Here is a 15,164-nt window from a genome sequence, read left to right as displayed (position 1 = left end):
GATGCCAAGGCTGCCCCGACCAGCTCTCTCTGAAAGAGGCCAGACATGACCTTCCGTGCCCCCGTTCCCGAGTATCAGTTTCTTCTGAACCACATCGTTGGCTATAGCGATATTTCCGCAACCGACCGGTTTAGCGAGGCGAGCGACGATGTCGTGACTGCGATTCTGACCGAAGCCGGAAAATTCTGTGATGAGGTGATGGCGCCCTTGAACCGGGGCGGGGACCTCCAGCCGGCACATCTGGAAAACGGGGTGTTGCGCACATCGCCGGGCTATGCCGAAGGGTGGCAGGCGATCTCCGAGGGGGGCTGGATCGGTATGAGCGCCTCTGAGGAGTTTGGCGGCATGGGGCTGCCGATGACCCTGACCACCGCCGTAAATGAAATGATGTCGGGCGCCTGTCTGTCGCTGCAGCTGGCACCGCTGATGAGCCAGGGTCAGATCGAGGCGCTGGAACATCACGCCAGCGATGAGATCAAGTCGCTTTATCTGCCGAAGCTGATCTCCGGCGAATGGTCCGGCACCATGAACCTGACCGAGCCGCAGGCCGGCTCCGATGTGGGGGCGCTCAGCTCGAAGGCGGATCCGTTGGACGACGGTACCTATGCGATCAGCGGGCAGAAGATTTACATCTCCTGGGGTGACAATGATTTTGCGGGCAATATCTGCCATCTGGTGCTGGCGCGCCTGCCTGATGCGGCACCCGGCACCAAGGGAATTTCCCTGTTTCTGGTGCCCAAGTACCTGCCCGATGCTGAGGGGAATCCCGGCAAAGCCAACGACCTGAAGGTGGTAAGCCTGGAACACAAGATGGGTCTGCATGGTTCACCAACCTGCGTGATGCAATATGATGGTGCGATCGGCTGGATGATTGGCCAGCCGGGCGGTGGTCTGGCGGCGATGTTTACCATGATGAACAATGCCCGTCTGGGTGTTGGTGGTCAGGGCGTTGGCATTGCTGGAGCAGCTTATCAAAAGGCGCTGGCCTATGCGCTGGAGCGCAAGCAGGGAAAATCTGCCTCTGGCACCATCGTTGATCATGCGGATGTACGCCGGATGCTGATGGAGATGAAGGCAGATCTGTTTGCTGCCCGTGCGATCCTTCTGGCCTGTTCGCAGGCGATTGATATGCAGACGGCCACCGCGACGCAGGAGTGGGCAGCGCGGGCTGCCTTCCTGACGCCGATTGCCAAGGCCTTTGGCACTGAAACCGGGATGCGGGTTTCTGAGACCGGTGTGCAGGTGCACGGCGGTATGGGATTCATTGAAGAAACCGGCGCGGCGCAGTTCTATCGTGATGTACGTGTGACGGCGATCTACGAGGGCACCAACGGCATTCAGGCGATGGATCTGGTGGGGCGCAAGATGATGGACGGTGGCGATATGGCGCACCGTTTGATCGACGAGATCGAGGAACAGGCCGAGCGCGCGCGCACCACCCATCCGAATATGGCCGAAGCGGTCTGGCAGGCCTGCGAATCCCTGCGCGAGGCGACCGAATGGCTGACGGCACAGGATGATATGGACGAGCGTTTCGCCGGGGCGGTGCCGTTCCTGCATGCATTTGCGCGGGTTCTGGGCGGGCATTACCACCTGGCGGCGGCGATGGCTGATATCGGTGGCCCGCGTGAGAAGCTGGCGCGTTTCTACATCAACCGGATGTTGCCGGAACATGCTGCACTGCTGGCCCATGCGCAGGCAGGGAGCGCGGGCGCTCGGGCGCTGACTTTGGATGAGCTGGCCGACGGATGACCAGTCCGCGCCCAGACGGCCCATGGGCTGAGCCACCCGCGCAGGGCGAGGCGATCGAGGTGGCGGAGGGCGTCCTCTGGATGCGCTTGCCACTGCCGATGAAGCTGGACCATGTGAACGTCTATGCTCTGGATGACGGCGATGGCTGGACCGTCGTGGACACGGGTATGTCGTCGAACAAGACCCGTCGGATCTGGGAGCAGCTGATGGCGGGACCCTTGGGCGGCAAACCGGTTCGCCGGGTGGTCGTGACGCATCATCACCCGGATCATATCGGCAATGCGGGGTGGTTCCAGTCGGAGCATGGTGCGGAGCTGGTGACCACGCGCACAGCCTGGCTGTTTGCACGTATGCTGACACTGGACGTGCAGGAGAGCTGGCCGGAGGAGACACTGGCGTTTTATCGCAGTGCCGGAATGGATCCGGCAATCTATGACGCGCGGGTGGCGGAGCGGCCATTCAATTTCTCCGATACGGTTTATCCCATGCCGCTTGGGTTTACCCGCATCAAACAGGGTGATGTGCTGCGCATGGGTGGGCGTGACTGGGACATCCACATGGGCAATGGTCACGCGCCTGAGCATGCAACCTTCTGGAGCCGCGATGACAATCTGGTGATCACCGGCGATCAGATCCTGTCCTCTATCAGCCCCAATATCGGCGTTTATGCGACGGAACCGATGGCCGATCCGGTGGCGGAGTGGCTGGAGGCCTGCGAGCTTCTGGCACCACTGACACGGGCTGATCAACTGGCCTTGGGCGGGCATAAGTTGCCATTCCTCGGCCTGCCGCATCGCATGGCGCAGCTCATTGACAACCATCACGGTGCGCTGGCGCGGTTGCTTGACCATCTGGATGAGCCGCGGACTGCGGCTGAGTGCTTTGCGCCGCTGTTCAAGCGCAAGATCGGGGGCGGGGAATACGGGCTTGCTTTGGTCGAGGCGGTGGCCCATGTAAATCATCTGTACCATCTGGGTCAGGTGGACCGCAGCCGCCGGGCTGACGGGGCCTGGCTCTACCAGCGCAAGGGGTGATCGACCCCTGGAAAGGGAGAGATCATGACAGATGAGATCGCAACAAGCGCCGAGGCCGTCGAGGCGGCTATTCTACCTTGTGTACATGAGGTCCATTCAGATCCTGATGCCTGCTCAGGCATCAAAAAGCTGCCTGAGCCGCTGCAAAAGCCGGTTGCAGATAAGAGCGCTGCACGCTGGGCCTATGAACGGCTGATCCTCTATATCAAGAATTTCGAGGAACAGCTGGATGGCGAGCATGAGGTTGCCATGGGCTTTGCCGGTGGCGATGCGGGCGTGATGCGGATTGAAGGCATGGGCTATTTTGATCCCGATATGATCACATATTACGGGAGCGATTCCAGCGGCGCGCGCACGCAACTGGTGCAGCATGTCAGCCAGCTGAACGTGATGTTACGGGCGTTGCCCAAGCGCAATGAGGCGGCACCCGCCAATCGGATCGGCTTTCGTCTGGTCTCTGATCTTGAGGGCGACGGGTCTGACACCTGATCGTCGGCTGGTGCTATCCCTGTGGGGCGGCCTTGCGCTGCTTTGCTGCATCGTCGCGGGCGTTGCTGACGCGGATACGGATGTGCCGACCGGATATTGGGAGCGACTGGAGCGCGCCGCGCATCGCGCGCTGATGCAGGAGGTCGCAGCGGCTGGGGGGAAGACTGCACCGTTCACCACGGACGGCTGCAGCGGTGGTCTGTCAGCGATCTGGCGGCAGCTGAGCGGAAAGTCTGGGGCTGATGGCGGACCGCCATTTGAGGTGTGCTGCATTGCCCATGACCGGAAATATCACAACGCGGCTGGGATTGGCGGTGCAGATCCAACCGTGTCGGACGAGGTGGAACTGGCGGCGACCAGCCAACGTGCGCGGCTGGCCGCGGATCAGGCTCTGCGCCGCTGCGTAGAGACAAATCTGAGCGCCAAAGACCCCACAATCGCCAATCTTGCGTCACCAGTGGCGGCAGCGATCTACGCGGCCGTGCGATTCGGCGGCGCGCCTTGCAGTGGGTTGAGTTGGCGTTGGGGATATGGCTATCGGCCCTGTCGTGGCAATTCCACCCGCTGATTTGATCCGGCTGCGCCCGATTGACGTGGTGACAGGGTCTGCGAAATCCAGTATTCAGCGGAAAACAGACGCGAATAGGAATGGACACATGGCTGACCATAAGCACGGTTCGATGGATATCACCGTTCAGGAAAAGACCTACAACGGCTTCCTCAAATTCACCACTCGGTTCTGCATTGCGGCGCTGCTCTTTGCGGTCTTCCTTGCAATCTTCGCTACCTGATCACCCTCGTGAGTGGTTCTGATCTCAACGTGCGTTCCGGTGTCCGGTGGCTGCCGACTGGGTTGCGATTTGCAGCTCTCGGTCTGGCAGTTGCCGCGCTGACGGCCTGTGCAGCCCAGCAGCAGCCAAATGCCGATGACGCCACGCTGGAGCGGGTGGCCTATCGTCACAATGGTCCGCCTGCACTGACGCTCTACACCATGATCAACAACCGCACCGGCAAGGGCGCGCATACATCGCTGATGGTCAACGCCTCGGAGCGGGTGATCTTTGATCCGGCGGGCTCGTTCTATGCGGATGTGGTGCCAGAGCGCGACGATGTGCTGTTCGGTATCACGCCGGGCGTAGAGAAGGCCTATCGCGGGTCTCATGCGCGCAGCACGCATCATGTGGTGGTGCAGCGACTTGAGGTGACACCGGAGCAGGCGCAACGGGCCTATCAACTGGTTCGGGCGAACGGGCGCGTGCCGGGTGCGTTTTGTGCCAATGCGACGGCATCGATCCTGAAACAGGTTCCAGGTTTGGAAAGCCTGAACGTGACCTTCTATCCAGGCAATCTGTCTGAGCAGTTCGGCGCCCTGCCGGGTGTCACAACGGAGCGCTACCGGGAAAATGACAGCGCAGACCTGCAAGAGGGGCTGGCGAAGAATAACGCGGCGCTGAACGCGGGCGGCTGATCACCTCGGCGCTTGCCAGGACCGAAGATATTGAAAAGCCGCAGCATCGCCTGCGGCTTTTGCTTTTTGCCGGAATAGATCAGCCTGAGAACAGAAACAGCAGCAGGAAACCGATCGCGCCGCTGCCCATGGCGATCAGCACATTTCGCGTCCAGTAGCCAAGCGCAAAGACAGCGGCGGCGACCGCCAGATGCGGGAGACTGGGCGTGCCGCCTGTTGGCGTCGGCCAGACCACGAGAGGTGTCACCAGCGCCGGAATGATCGCCACCGCAGTGTACCGCAGATGGCGCATCAGCCATGGTGGCATACTGCGCCCACCCATCAGCCCGATAAAGGCGAAACGCAGGGCAAAACTGCCAATGGCAAGGCCAATAATAATAGTCCAGAGCAGCGTCGGATCGGGGGACTGGGTCATGACGGGTCCTTTGCAATTTGGCGGCGCTCCAGCCAGACCTCGGCCTGGGCACCGGCCATCATGCCGACGAGGCCTGCAACAATCAGGCCAAGGTTATAGGGCAGCGCAGTTGCAGGCAGGGCAGTGACGACGGCGGCGAAACAGGCGACAACGTGGGCCGGCGTCCGCAGCATTGGTCCGATCATGGCCAGAAACGCGAGCGGCAAGACAAAATCGAGCCCCCAGCTCGCCGGGATCTGGGTGCCGACCAATGCACCGATATAGGTTGCGACCATCCAGCCCGGCGCCACGCAGCCATTGGTGCCAAAGAAATAAGCCATGCGCTGTGATAGGGTCATCTGCGGATGGGTTTCGAACTGCACAATCGAGAGCGCATAAGACTGATCAACCGTCAGATACGCCGCACAGGCGCGCTGCCACAACGGGGCGCCGCCGAGGTACGGTGTGAGCGATGCCGAATACATCGCGACCCGCAGATTCACGGCCAGAGCTGAAATCAGGATGATCACCAGTGGCGTGTTTTCCTCCATCAGCTGCAAAGCAGTAAACTGTGCCGACCCGGCGAAGACAGAGAGCGAGAAGATCATTGCTTCGGGGACAATCAGTCCCGCTTCGGCGGCGAGAACGCCAAACAGTAGCCCAAATGGTCCGGACACCAGAAGGAAAGGTGCGCCATCACGAAAGCCCTTCCAAAACGCCGATTTCGTGGTGGTGATTGCCATGATCTGGTCCTAGGTTACTACTCAGATGGCATAAGCCTGGTGGCGGAGGTTTGCAATTGATGATGGCTGAAGAAGGCTCTGATCTGGCGTCGGTATTGGCTGAATACGTGATCGCCCCTGCGCCCGCAGATGTCCGGCTGACGCGGGCGGTTCAGGGAATCGATCACGCCGGCACGGTAACGGAAATCTCGGTGGTGGAGGAACGGCCGCTGACGATCTACCTCAACCGTCAGGAAATCGTGACGGCGATGACCATCGGGGACTATCCTGAGTATCTGGCGCTCGGCTTTCTGCGCAATCAGGGTATGTTGCACCCCGGTGATGAGATTACGGCCATCGATTATGACGAAGAGCTGGAGACGGTGGTGGTGCGAACCGCCGTTGAGACCTCTTATGAGGATAAGCTGCAGAAAAAGACCCGAACATCCGGCTGTGCCGTGGGCACTGTGTTTGGCGATATGATGGAGGGGCTCGAGGGGGTCGTGCTGCCACAGACACCCGTACGCAGCTCCTGGCTTTATGCACTTGCGCATAAAATCAACCGCACCCCCTCGCTCTATCTTGAGGCAGGCGCCATTCACGGCACGGTGCTGTGTCAGGAGGATCGCCCGCTGGTCTATATGGAGGACGTGGGGCGGCATAACGCCGTGGACAAGATTGCGGGTTGGATCCAGAGCACTGGCGCGGAGGTCTCCGACAAGATCCTTTATACGACCGGACGGCTCACCTCGGAGATGGTGATCAAAACCGCGATGATGGGGATCCCGGTGCTGGTGTCGCGGTCCGGCTTCACCGCCTGGGGTGTCGAGATCGCACAGGAGCTGGGCCTGACACTCATCGGCCGGATGCGAGGGCAGCGGTTCATCTGTCTGTCGGGCGAGGCGCGGCTGATCCGGGATACCGATCCGGCCAAAGTGCCTGTAGAGGCAAAGGCGCATCGGCGCAAAAGCGCGGAGCGATAGGCGCTTTCCATGCGGGCTATGCTTCTGAAACCACCTCATTTCGGGCGCTGAGAGGAGATGTCATGAAACAAAACGGACCATTGGGCATCATTCTCGCAGGAGGTCTCGCCACCCGCATGGGGGGCGGCGACAAGGGGCGCCTGCAGGTTGGCGGGTGCAGCCTGATCCGTCATGTGATTGACCGCCTGTCGCCGCAGGTGGAGCTGATGGCATTGAACGCCAACGGAGAGCCTGCGCGTTTCGATGACCTGGGGCTGCCGGTGATTGCGGACAGTATTGACGGGTTTGCCGGGCCGCTGGCCGGTGTGCTGGCGGGATTGGACTGGGCTGCGGAACAGGGGGCTGACAGCATCGTGACCGTTGCAGCGGATACGCCCTTTTTTCCGCAGTACCTCGTCGCGCGTCTCAGCGAAAGCGCCACCGGGCAGATGCATCCACTGGTGCTGGCAACAACGCCGCGGACCGGAGAAGAGCTGAAATCAGGTGGGCGCAGCCGGGTAAATCGACATCCAACCTTTGGCCTCTGGCCGGTGGCCCTGCGCGATGACCTGCGTGCGGCCTTGCAGGGTGGCCTGCGTAAGGTTGTGCTCTGGACGGATCAGCACCAGGGGCGCGAAGCCCTGTTTGAGGCTGACCCGTTTGATCCTTTTTTTAACGTCAATACACCGGATGATCTGGCGCGGGCGGAGGCATTGCTGCGATGAAGGTCTACGGTGTCACGGGCTGGAAGAACTGCGGCAAGACCGGCTTGATGGAGCGACTGGTCGCTGAGTTCTGTCGGCGCGGCCACAGCGTCTCGACGTTAAAACACGCTCATCACAGCACGGATGTGGATCAGCCGGGCACCGACAGCTATCGTCACAGGACGGCGGGGGCGGCTGAGGTTATCCTTGCTTCGCCAAACCGGGTGGCCATCATGCAGGAATTGCGTGGAGCGGATGAACCGAGCTTTGTTGAGCTGCTGTCCCGGTTGCGCCCCGTCGATCTGGTGTTGGTCGAAGGGTTCAAACGTGAGACCCACCCGAAGATCGAAGCTTATCGTACGGCGGCCGGGCAGACGCTTATTGCGCCCGAGGACGCGACGATCCGCGCCGTTGCCAGCGATGTTCCACTTCATCTGGACCGACCGGTGTTTGATCTGGACGATACGGCCGCGATTGCCGATTTTATCGCGGGGGAGTTGGGGCTTTGAAGATGTTTGATACGGTTCTTATTGCTGACTGGTCTGCGGCCACCCGCAAGCCTGTGAATGAGAGCAAGGATGCGATCTGGCTTGGCGTTGCACGCGCAGGGTTATCGGTGGAACAAGTTTATTGTCGTTCTCGTCTTGAGGCCGAGCATTGGCTGAACACTTTTTTCGATGCTGAACGAGCCGCAGGACGACGGGTTTTAGCGGGGTTCGATTTTCCTTTTGGTTACCCCAAGGGGTTTGCGGCTCAGTTAACAGGCAAGGATGACCCCTTTGCAGTTTGGCGGTGGCTCTCAGAACGCATTACTGATGATGAAAGGGGGCGGAACAATCGCTTTGCGGTTGCGTCTGAAATGAACCGGGCCTTTCCGGGCAATGGCCCTTTTTGGGGGAAGCCAAATGAAGAGGCATGGCCTGATATTCCTTACCGTAAAGCCGGTATCGCTTATAATCTGGTGCCTGAGAGGCGCAAAACAGATCTGGTCGCTAAAGCTGCATCGTCGTGTTTCCAGTTGTTTTTCAATCCTACGGTTGGAAGTCAGATCTTGATGGGGTTGCCAACACTAGAGCGGTTGCGCGAACGGCACCATGCTAAGGTCTGGCCGTTTCAGGAAATTGGCCGCGCCCGTCTGGTGTTCGCCGAGGTCTGGCCGGGTCTGATTGAGGGAGCTGTCAAGCAAGCCGCCGCTAATGATGAAGCGAATGACATCCGTGACAAGACGCAAGTGCGTCTACTGTCTCAGGCATTGTCGGCATTGGATGAGACGGCGCTTTCCTCTCTGTTTACCGCGCCAACTTCGGATGCGAAGGAGGAGGCGTGGATTCTCGGAGCTGGCTGTGGTCAGTTGCTGGATCTACGGGCCCGCCTGGCAATTACAGAAGTAAAAAAGACCCTTGCCCCACCGCCATTGCGCAATGACTGCTTTGCTTTGCCTGCCGGGGTGGACTGGACGCCGGTGGATGTTGCATTGGAGCATTTGCGACAGAACCTGACCGCGGTGACTGCGGTTGAGCTTGTATCGCTGGCCGAAAGCCTTGGCAGGGTTCTGGCCGAGGATGTGTTTGCGGCCCGCAGCAACCCGCCGCAGGCGAATACCGCCGTGGATGGTTACGGGTTTGCAGGCCCGGCAGAGGATGGCCCGCAGGTCATGCCGCTCACTGAGGGGCGGGCGGCTGCCGGGTTGGCCTATGAGGGGGAAGTCGCCGCCGGACGGGCCATTCGTATTCTGACCGGTGCGGCGCTGCCTCCGGGGGTGGATACCGTGATCCTTGAGGAGGACGTCAGCCGGGAAGGTGCCGAGATCGCCTTTCACGGGCCGTTGAAGAAGGGCGCCAACACCCGCAAGGCAGGCGAGGATGCTGTGGCCGGTGATCTGATCCTGTCCAAGGGACGGGTGATTACGCCTGCGGATCTGGCGCTGGCCTCGGCGACGGGGGTGTCTGAACTGCCAGTGCGGCAGTTGCTGCGGGTTGGGGTTCTCTCCACGGGCGATGAGCTGGTGGAGCCGGGCGAGCCTGCGGTGGCAGGGCAGATCTATGATGCTAATCGTCCGATGTTGTTGGGGGTGCTGACCCAGATGGGATTTGTCGCTGTGGATCTGGGCAAAGCGCCGGATGATCGTGCGGCCTTGCGGGCCTGTCTTGATCATGCGGCGACACGGGTCGATGTGATCTTGACCAGCGGCGGTGCCTCTGCGGGGGATGAGGACCATATGTCGGCATTGTTGCGCGAAAGCGGCGCGATGCAGCAGTGGCGGATTGCCTTGAAACCCGGCCGACCTCTGGCGTTGGGGCTGTGGCAGGGGGTGCCGGTGTTTGGTCTGCCGGGGAATCCGGTGGCGGCGATGGTCTGCACCTTGATCTTTGCCCGTCCGGCCATGGGGCTGATGGCGGGAGCAAGTTGGGCCCTGCCGCAGGGCTTCGATCTGCCTGCGGCCTTTCAGAAGCGGAAAAAGCCGGGGCGGCGGGAGTATCTGCGCGCCCGTGTGCGGGATGGCAAGGTTGAGGTGTTCAAATCCGAAGGGTCAGGGCGGGTCAGTTCGCTCAGCTGGGCGGAGGGTTTGGTTGAACTGGCAGATGGCGCCGCGACGATCCAACCCGGTGACCCAGTGCGTTTCATTCCCTACGCAAGTTTCGGCCTGTAAGCCGCGCGGTCCTAGTCGAAGGTGCCAGCCACACGACCCAACAGCATGAAGGCGCGCGCGGTGCGCGTTTCGCCCAGCGAAGAAATATCTGTATCGCTTGCCTCTTCTTCGAACTCGGCCAGCATCTGATCAAAGCGGCGCAGGAAGTGATGGGCCGCATCGCGAAAGATCGGATCCTGCTTCATCCGGGCGGAGGTCAGCGCAAGGGAGCTGCGGTCGCGGATGCCGCCAAGCGCGGCCACGGCGCGCCCGCGGGTACCTTGGGCGAACTGACGCCAGATCTCAGGACGTGCCATATCGGGGCGCAGGTCATCCATATAGATGCCGTCCTGGCTGAGCAGTGTCAGCACATCCTGCGCGGCTTGAATAACCTGTGCAGCCTTACGATCCTGCAGTGCCAGACGGAGCGCGGCAAAGCCCTCCTCATCCTCTGCGGTTTCTGGAAAGTTCAGTGCGCGGATCAACTGGCCGGAGGGCAGGGGGGCGGCCAGATCCTCGGCAGGGGTGCCAAGTGCCAGAAGCCCCTGATCGGTCACCTCACCCCCTGCGGCGGCGGTGGCGATCCCAGGCATCGGCCGGTCACGACGGCTGGTGTGGAAGGTGGCGAGGGCCGTTTCCGTTTTGCGGGTTGCGGCGGCGATTTCATCCAGCTTGCGGGTCACCGAAGGTTCGGCAACCGAGGCCGCCTGTTGGGCATGGGCGATGTAGGCGTTGCGCATCCCGTCGATGGCAGCGTGGAGCCGTTGTGATTCATCCCGCATCACCTGCGCTGAGCGCAGGGCGATGGCGCCCACCCAGATGAGCAGCACCGGCAGGATTACCGCGACGATGCGCAACAGAATATCCGGCCATCCCGCTGCTGGCGCGTCTGGTGTGCCGCCCAATACAAAAATCGCGACAACTGCCAGAAACCACATGGCGCTGAGCCCGAGTGCCGCGGCCTCAATGAGGCCAAAGACCGGGCGTTCCGGTGGCGTATCAAGGGCGCTGGTGGGCGGCGTTGCGGCTGGGGAACTGGAACGGGTCATACTGTTGCTCGGAAACAGGGGCGCGGTGGGTTGGCATATGCCGCGGGACGCGGCGGCTGGGTGAGATTGGCGGGGCGCCTATATGGCGCGCCACGCCGATGCAGTGTGTCAGGCGTAGATGATCTTGAGGATCTCATAGGCGCGGTCCCCACCGGGGGTGCGGACTTCGACGCTGTCGCCTTCTTCTTTGCCGATCAGGGCACGGGCGATGGGTGATCTGATGTTCAAAAGACCGGCTTCGATATTGGCCTCATGTTCGCCGACAATCTGCCAGGTCTTTTCCTCATCGGTGTCTTCGTCGACGACGGTGACCTTGGCGCCGAACTTGATCGCGCCGGAGAGTTTTGCCGGGTTGATCACATCGGCCAGGGACAGGATGCCCTCCAGCTCTTTGATGCGGCCTTCGATGAAGGACTGTTTTTCGCGCGCGGAATGATATTCGGCGTTTTCCGACAGATCGCCCAGTTCGCGGGCTTCGGCGATGGCCTTGATGATCGCCGGGCGTTCCACCGATTTCAGGGTCTTCAGCTCAGTTTCGAGGGCGGCGTGACCCGTTGGGGTCATCGGGATCTTTTCCATGTCTGTGTCCAGATATCGTGTCAGGTTTGGCCACCGGCCGTGGCGGTTCGCGTCTATAGGAAAACCGGTTTGTCCCACTGCCGAACTGACAGCGGGACAAACCGGTTGTGTCACATTTACCTGACCCAATCCTGCCGCCGAATGCAAGAGGGCGGGGTCGCCTGTCCACAGCGATTTCATGCCAACAGGCGGAAAACTCCGCTTTTTCAGACGTTCCCGGACAGAGGGTCGGCGAAAAACTTGCAACGTGTCGGCCAGTTTAGGTCCGGTTTTGTCATCATTGCGGCAGCGCCTTTATGGGGTCAGGGAACCTCCGGCAGGCCGGATGTCTTGCCAGTCAGGCTGTGGCGGGGAACCCGCGGCCGGGGATCCAGCCGCTGTAGCAAGCTGATCAGGCGGTCGACCGGGGGAGATCGGTGGATCTGTTGCAGCTGGCCTATCGTCGCGCGCTGCTGTGAGAGCATCTTTGGGGCGGGGGGCCGCCGCCGGGTGGGCAAAACCGCGCGCGGGTGGCTGCTGTGCCAGAGAAGATCAAGCATCATATTGTACCACCTCGAATTCGATATTGTCCCGGTCTCGGAAATAGAACCTGCGACCCGGTTCATAGTCGTGATGCTCACCTGGGGTGAAGCCAGCCTCGCGGACCCGTGTTTCGACGGTGTCCAAATCATCGACAACAACGGCGATATGATTGAGCCCTCCGTTTACGGTGTAGCTGGTCGGGGCATCGGCCAGTGGTTCTGGAGGGCAGTAAAGCGCCAGATAGCTGTCGGTCTCCCCCACATGCAGGCTGTAGCCGCCGCTGATGGCTTCCCCCTGCCAGCGAATGTGCCAGCCAAATACATCCTGCATCCAGGCTGCGGTGGTTTCTGGAGAGGACACGGTGATGTTTGCGTGTTCAAGACGTACGGTCATGTCAGGCTCCTTTGTGTTTTCTCTTGCCTGATTGAGTCGTAATTTCTAAACCTAACTTTAGCTCAAGCATTTTTTTGATATTTTGTGATTTTTCTCAGTCTGCGGATTCTGGCGCTGCGAAATCTCAGGGACTGTAAGGGCTCAGTGACTGTAAGGGAGTATCCCATGGCTGCATCTCACGGGTTGACCATCGGCTATCTGGCGGAGCGCACGGGCCTCGCAGTGTCGGCCATTCGCTACTATGAGGCACAGGGGTTGGTTGAGCCTTGGCGCAATACGGGCGGGCAGCGGCGATTTCATCGGGCTGATCTGCGGCGGTTGAGTTTCATCATGATTGCGCAGAAGTTTGGCTTCACCCTGCCGGAGATCCGCGACTTTCTGAAAAGTCTGCCGGGCGGGAGGACCCCGACCAAGGCAGATTGGACCGATCTGTCTGCCGCCTTTCGTAGCCATCTGGATGCCCGAATCGAAACGCTGGAGCGTTTGCGCGATAATCTGGATGGTTGCATCGGCTGCGGCTGCCTGTCTTTGCCCACATGCAAGCTGTACAACCCGGATGATGCTGCCGCTGCCAAAGGGCAGGGGCCGCGCTATCTGATGGGAGATAAGCCCTCAGAAACAGTGAACGACGGGAATACTCTTCCAAATGACGAAAACTGACGCTCGAATTGTCGCATTTGAGGGTTCTACAGCAGTGTAACGTAGAGTTTGGATTGACCAGTGCCTCTGCCAACCGCTAAGCAACCGCGAAACAAAATTACGCCAAGGACACGCCGTCCGTATCGGATGGCCCAGACCTACAGCCAAGGAGCCCTCAATGGCCGAGATTGAACGTGAAGCGATGGAATACGACGTTGTGATCGTTGGGGCAGGCCCGGCTGGTCTGTCTGCGGCGATCCGACTGAAGCAACTGGACAGCGACCTGCAGGTCGTGGTGCTGGAAAAAGGCTCAGAAGTGGGCGCGCACATCCTGTCCGGTGCGGTGTTGGACCCGTGCGGTCTGGATGCGTTGATCCCTGACTGGAAGGAAAAAGGCGCGCCGCTGAACGTGCCGGTCAAGGACGACAATTTCTACATGCTGGGCGAGGCGGGGCAGATCCGTATCCCCAACTTCCCGATGCCGCCGCTGATGAACAACCATGGCAATTACATCGTCTCTATGGGCAATGTTTGTCGTTGGATGGCCGAGCAGGCAGAGGAACTGGGCGTCGAAATCTTCCCCGGCATGTCCTGTTCTGAACTGGTCTATGGTGATAATGGCGAAGTCAAAGGCGTGGTTGCCGGTGTCTTTGGTCTGGAGGCTGATGGCTCCTATGGTCCCAACACCGAACCGGGGATGGAACTGCACGGCAAATATGTGTTCCTGTCCGAAGGTGTGCGCGGTTCGCTCTCCAAGGAAGTGATTGCCAAATACGGCCTCTCTGATGACAAAGAGCCGCAGAAATACGGCGTTGGCATGAAAGAGATCTGGGAGATCGATCCCGCCAAGCACAAAGAGGGCTCTGTCACCCATACGATGGGTTGGCCGTTGGGCTCCAACGCGGGCGGCGGGTCCTTCATCTATCACCTGGACAACAATCAGGTTTACGTTGGTTTCGTGGTTCACCTGAATTACAAGAACCCGCATCTGTATCCCTACATGGAATTCCAGCGTTTCAAGCACCATCCGATGGTGGCTGAGCTGCTGAAAGGCGGTAAGCGGGTCGCCTATGGCGCCCGTGCGATCACCGAAGGGGGCTATCAGTCGATGCCGAAGTTGGTCGCGCCCGGTGTGGCCCTGCTGGGCTGTTCTGCGGGCATGGTCAACGTGCCGCGCATCAAGGGCAACCACAACGCTATGCTGTCGGGCAAAGCCGCTGCAGAGGCCGCCTATAACGCGATCAAGGCGGAGCGATCGGGCGATGAGCTGGCCGACTATGAGGTAAGCGTGCGCGGTGGCGCGATCGGCACAGACCTCAAGAAAGTGCGCAACGTCAAACCGATGTGGTCGAAGTGGGGCCTCACCGCGTCGCTGGCCTTTGGTGGCGTGGATATGTGGACCAACACCCTCTTTGGCTTTTCCTTCTTTGGCACTTTGGGCCACGGCAAAAACGACGCCGAGGCAACCGAGGAAGCCTCCAAGCATAAGCCGATTGATTACCCCAAGCCCGATGGCGTGCTGTCCTTTGATCGTCTGACCAACGTGGCCTTTGCGGCGACCAACCACGAGGAAAGCCAGCCTTGTCACCTGCGGTTGGGCAATCTGGACACGCCGATCAGTGTCAACCTGCCCAAATTCGCCGAACCTGCGCAGCGCTACTGCCCGGCTGGTGTCTATGAGGTGGTCGAAAAGGATGGCAAACCGGAGTTTGTTGTGAACTTCCAGAACTGCGTTCACTGCAAGACCTGTGACATCAAGGATCCGAGCCAGAATATCACCTGGACCACCCCGCAGGGGGGGGACGGGCCGAACTACCCGAATATGTGA

Annotated in this window: 17 protein-coding genes; 12 read left to right on the top strand and 5 right to left on the bottom strand. The window is 60.3% G+C overall.

Annotated elements, in window-relative coordinates; all coding sequences use genetic code 11:
- Positions 1 to 45 precede the first annotated feature (45 nt).
- The 6 genes from J4721_RS13955 to J4721_RS13930 all read left to right on the top strand — a co-directional run bounded on the left by J4721_RS13955 (position 46) and on the right by J4721_RS13930 (position 4,743).
- Positions 46 to 1,752: an acyl-CoA dehydrogenase gene (locus J4721_RS13955; protein ID WP_211002799.1), complete on the top strand. Its 1,707-nt coding sequence runs from the start codon at positions 46 to 48 to the stop codon at positions 1,750 to 1,752.
- On the top strand, positions 1,749 to 2,786 hold the full coding sequence (locus J4721_RS13950) for an MBL fold metallo-hydrolase (RefSeq protein ID WP_211002800.1): 1,038 nt from the start codon (positions 1,749 to 1,751) through the stop codon (positions 2,784 to 2,786). The genes J4721_RS13955 and J4721_RS13950 overlap by 4 nt, the downstream gene beginning before the upstream one ends.
- Before the next feature lie 24 nt (positions 2,787 to 2,810).
- Complete coding sequence (locus J4721_RS13945) at positions 2,811 to 3,275, top strand: DUF6173 family protein (protein ID WP_102887797.1); 465 nt, start codon at positions 2,811 to 2,813, stop codon at positions 3,273 to 3,275.
- The gene (locus J4721_RS13940) at positions 3,250 to 3,843 is read left to right on the top strand and encodes a hypothetical protein (protein ID WP_247656117.1); all 594 of its coding nucleotides are present in this window, start codon (positions 3,250 to 3,252) and stop codon (positions 3,841 to 3,843) included. The genes J4721_RS13945 and J4721_RS13940 overlap by 26 nt, the downstream gene beginning before the upstream one ends.
- A gap of 88 nt (positions 3,844 to 3,931) precedes the next feature.
- Complete coding sequence (locus J4721_RS13935; RefSeq protein ID WP_014873423.1) at positions 3,932 to 4,066, top strand: aa3-type cytochrome c oxidase subunit IV; 135 nt, start codon at positions 3,932 to 3,934, stop codon at positions 4,064 to 4,066.
- An 8-nt stretch (positions 4,067 to 4,074) separates the two neighbouring features.
- Positions 4,075 to 4,743, top strand: a complete 669-nt coding sequence (locus tag J4721_RS13930) for a hypothetical protein (protein ID WP_371816071.1) — start codon at positions 4,075 to 4,077, stop codon at positions 4,741 to 4,743.
- A 79-nt stretch (positions 4,744 to 4,822) separates the two neighbouring features.
- Here the strand turns inward: J4721_RS13930 and J4721_RS13925 are convergent, their stop codons facing one another.
- Entirely contained in the window at positions 4,823 to 5,158 is a 336-nt protein-coding gene (locus J4721_RS13925) for an AzlD domain-containing protein (RefSeq protein ID WP_014879019.1), read from the bottom strand.
- Entirely contained in the window at positions 5,155 to 5,880 is a 726-nt protein-coding gene (locus J4721_RS13920; RefSeq protein WP_014873426.1) for an AzlC family ABC transporter permease, read from the bottom strand. The genes J4721_RS13925 and J4721_RS13920 overlap by 4 nt, the downstream gene beginning before the upstream one ends.
- A gap of 59 nt (positions 5,881 to 5,939) precedes the next feature.
- Here J4721_RS13920 and J4721_RS13915 point away from each other — a divergent pair, with 59 nt between their 5' ends.
- From J4721_RS13915 to glp, 4 genes are all read left to right on the top strand, one after another.
- Positions 5,940 to 6,842: a formate dehydrogenase accessory sulfurtransferase FdhD gene (locus J4721_RS13915; RefSeq protein WP_014879020.1), complete on the top strand. Its 903-nt coding sequence runs from the start codon at positions 5,940 to 5,942 to the stop codon at positions 6,840 to 6,842.
- Between the two features lie 62 nt (positions 6,843 to 6,904).
- Positions 6,905 to 7,546 (top strand): molybdenum cofactor guanylyltransferase MobA, encoded by a 642-nt coding sequence (gene mobA, locus J4721_RS13910; RefSeq protein ID WP_211002801.1) that lies wholly within the window; start codon positions 6,905 to 6,907, stop codon positions 7,544 to 7,546.
- Entirely contained in the window at positions 7,543 to 8,034 is a 492-nt protein-coding gene (mobB, locus tag J4721_RS13905) for a molybdopterin-guanine dinucleotide biosynthesis protein B (RefSeq protein ID WP_076618799.1), read from the top strand. The genes mobA and mobB overlap by 4 nt, the downstream gene beginning before the upstream one ends.
- Positions 8,035 to 8,036: 2 nt before the next feature.
- On the top strand, positions 8,037 to 10,175 hold the full coding sequence (gene glp, locus J4721_RS19760) for a gephyrin-like molybdotransferase Glp (protein WP_247656116.1): 2,139 nt from the start codon (positions 8,037 to 8,039) through the stop codon (positions 10,173 to 10,175).
- A gap of 11 nt (positions 10,176 to 10,186) precedes the next feature.
- Here glp and J4721_RS13895 read toward each other — a convergent pair whose 3' ends face one another.
- From J4721_RS13895 to J4721_RS13885, 3 genes are all read right to left on the bottom strand, one after another.
- Positions 10,187 to 11,203: a hypothetical protein gene (locus J4721_RS13895; protein WP_014873432.1), complete on the bottom strand. Its 1,017-nt coding sequence runs from the start codon at positions 11,201 to 11,203 to the stop codon at positions 10,187 to 10,189.
- A 108-nt stretch (positions 11,204 to 11,311) separates the two neighbouring features.
- Complete coding sequence (greA, locus tag J4721_RS13890) at positions 11,312 to 11,782, bottom strand: transcription elongation factor GreA (protein WP_014873433.1); 471 nt, start codon at positions 11,780 to 11,782, stop codon at positions 11,312 to 11,314.
- A 531-nt stretch (positions 11,783 to 12,313) separates the two neighbouring features.
- Positions 12,314 to 12,697, bottom strand: coding sequence for a VOC family protein (locus J4721_RS13885; RefSeq protein ID WP_211002802.1), 384 nt, complete (start codon positions 12,695 to 12,697; stop codon positions 12,314 to 12,316).
- Between the two features lie 165 nt (positions 12,698 to 12,862).
- On the opposite strand from J4721_RS13885, the gene soxR reads away from it, so the two are divergent.
- Together soxR and J4721_RS13875 are read left to right on the top strand one after the other, a co-directional pair.
- The gene (gene soxR, locus J4721_RS13880) at positions 12,863 to 13,357 is read left to right on the top strand and encodes a redox-sensitive transcriptional activator SoxR (protein WP_027248107.1); all 495 of its coding nucleotides are present in this window, start codon (positions 12,863 to 12,865) and stop codon (positions 13,355 to 13,357) included.
- A 157-nt stretch (positions 13,358 to 13,514) separates the two neighbouring features.
- A complete protein-coding gene (locus J4721_RS13875) occupies positions 13,515 to 15,164 on the top strand; it encodes an electron transfer flavoprotein-ubiquinone oxidoreductase (RefSeq protein WP_211002803.1) in 1,650 nt (549 codons plus the stop codon).

It is taken from the genome of Phaeobacter sp. HS011 (assembly GCF_018101215.1).
GTDB lineage: Bacteria > Pseudomonadota > Alphaproteobacteria > Rhodobacterales > Rhodobacteraceae > Phaeobacter > Phaeobacter inhibens.
Note: the sequence above shows the minus strand (reverse complement) of the source record. Positions and strands in the feature narration are given on the sequence as shown.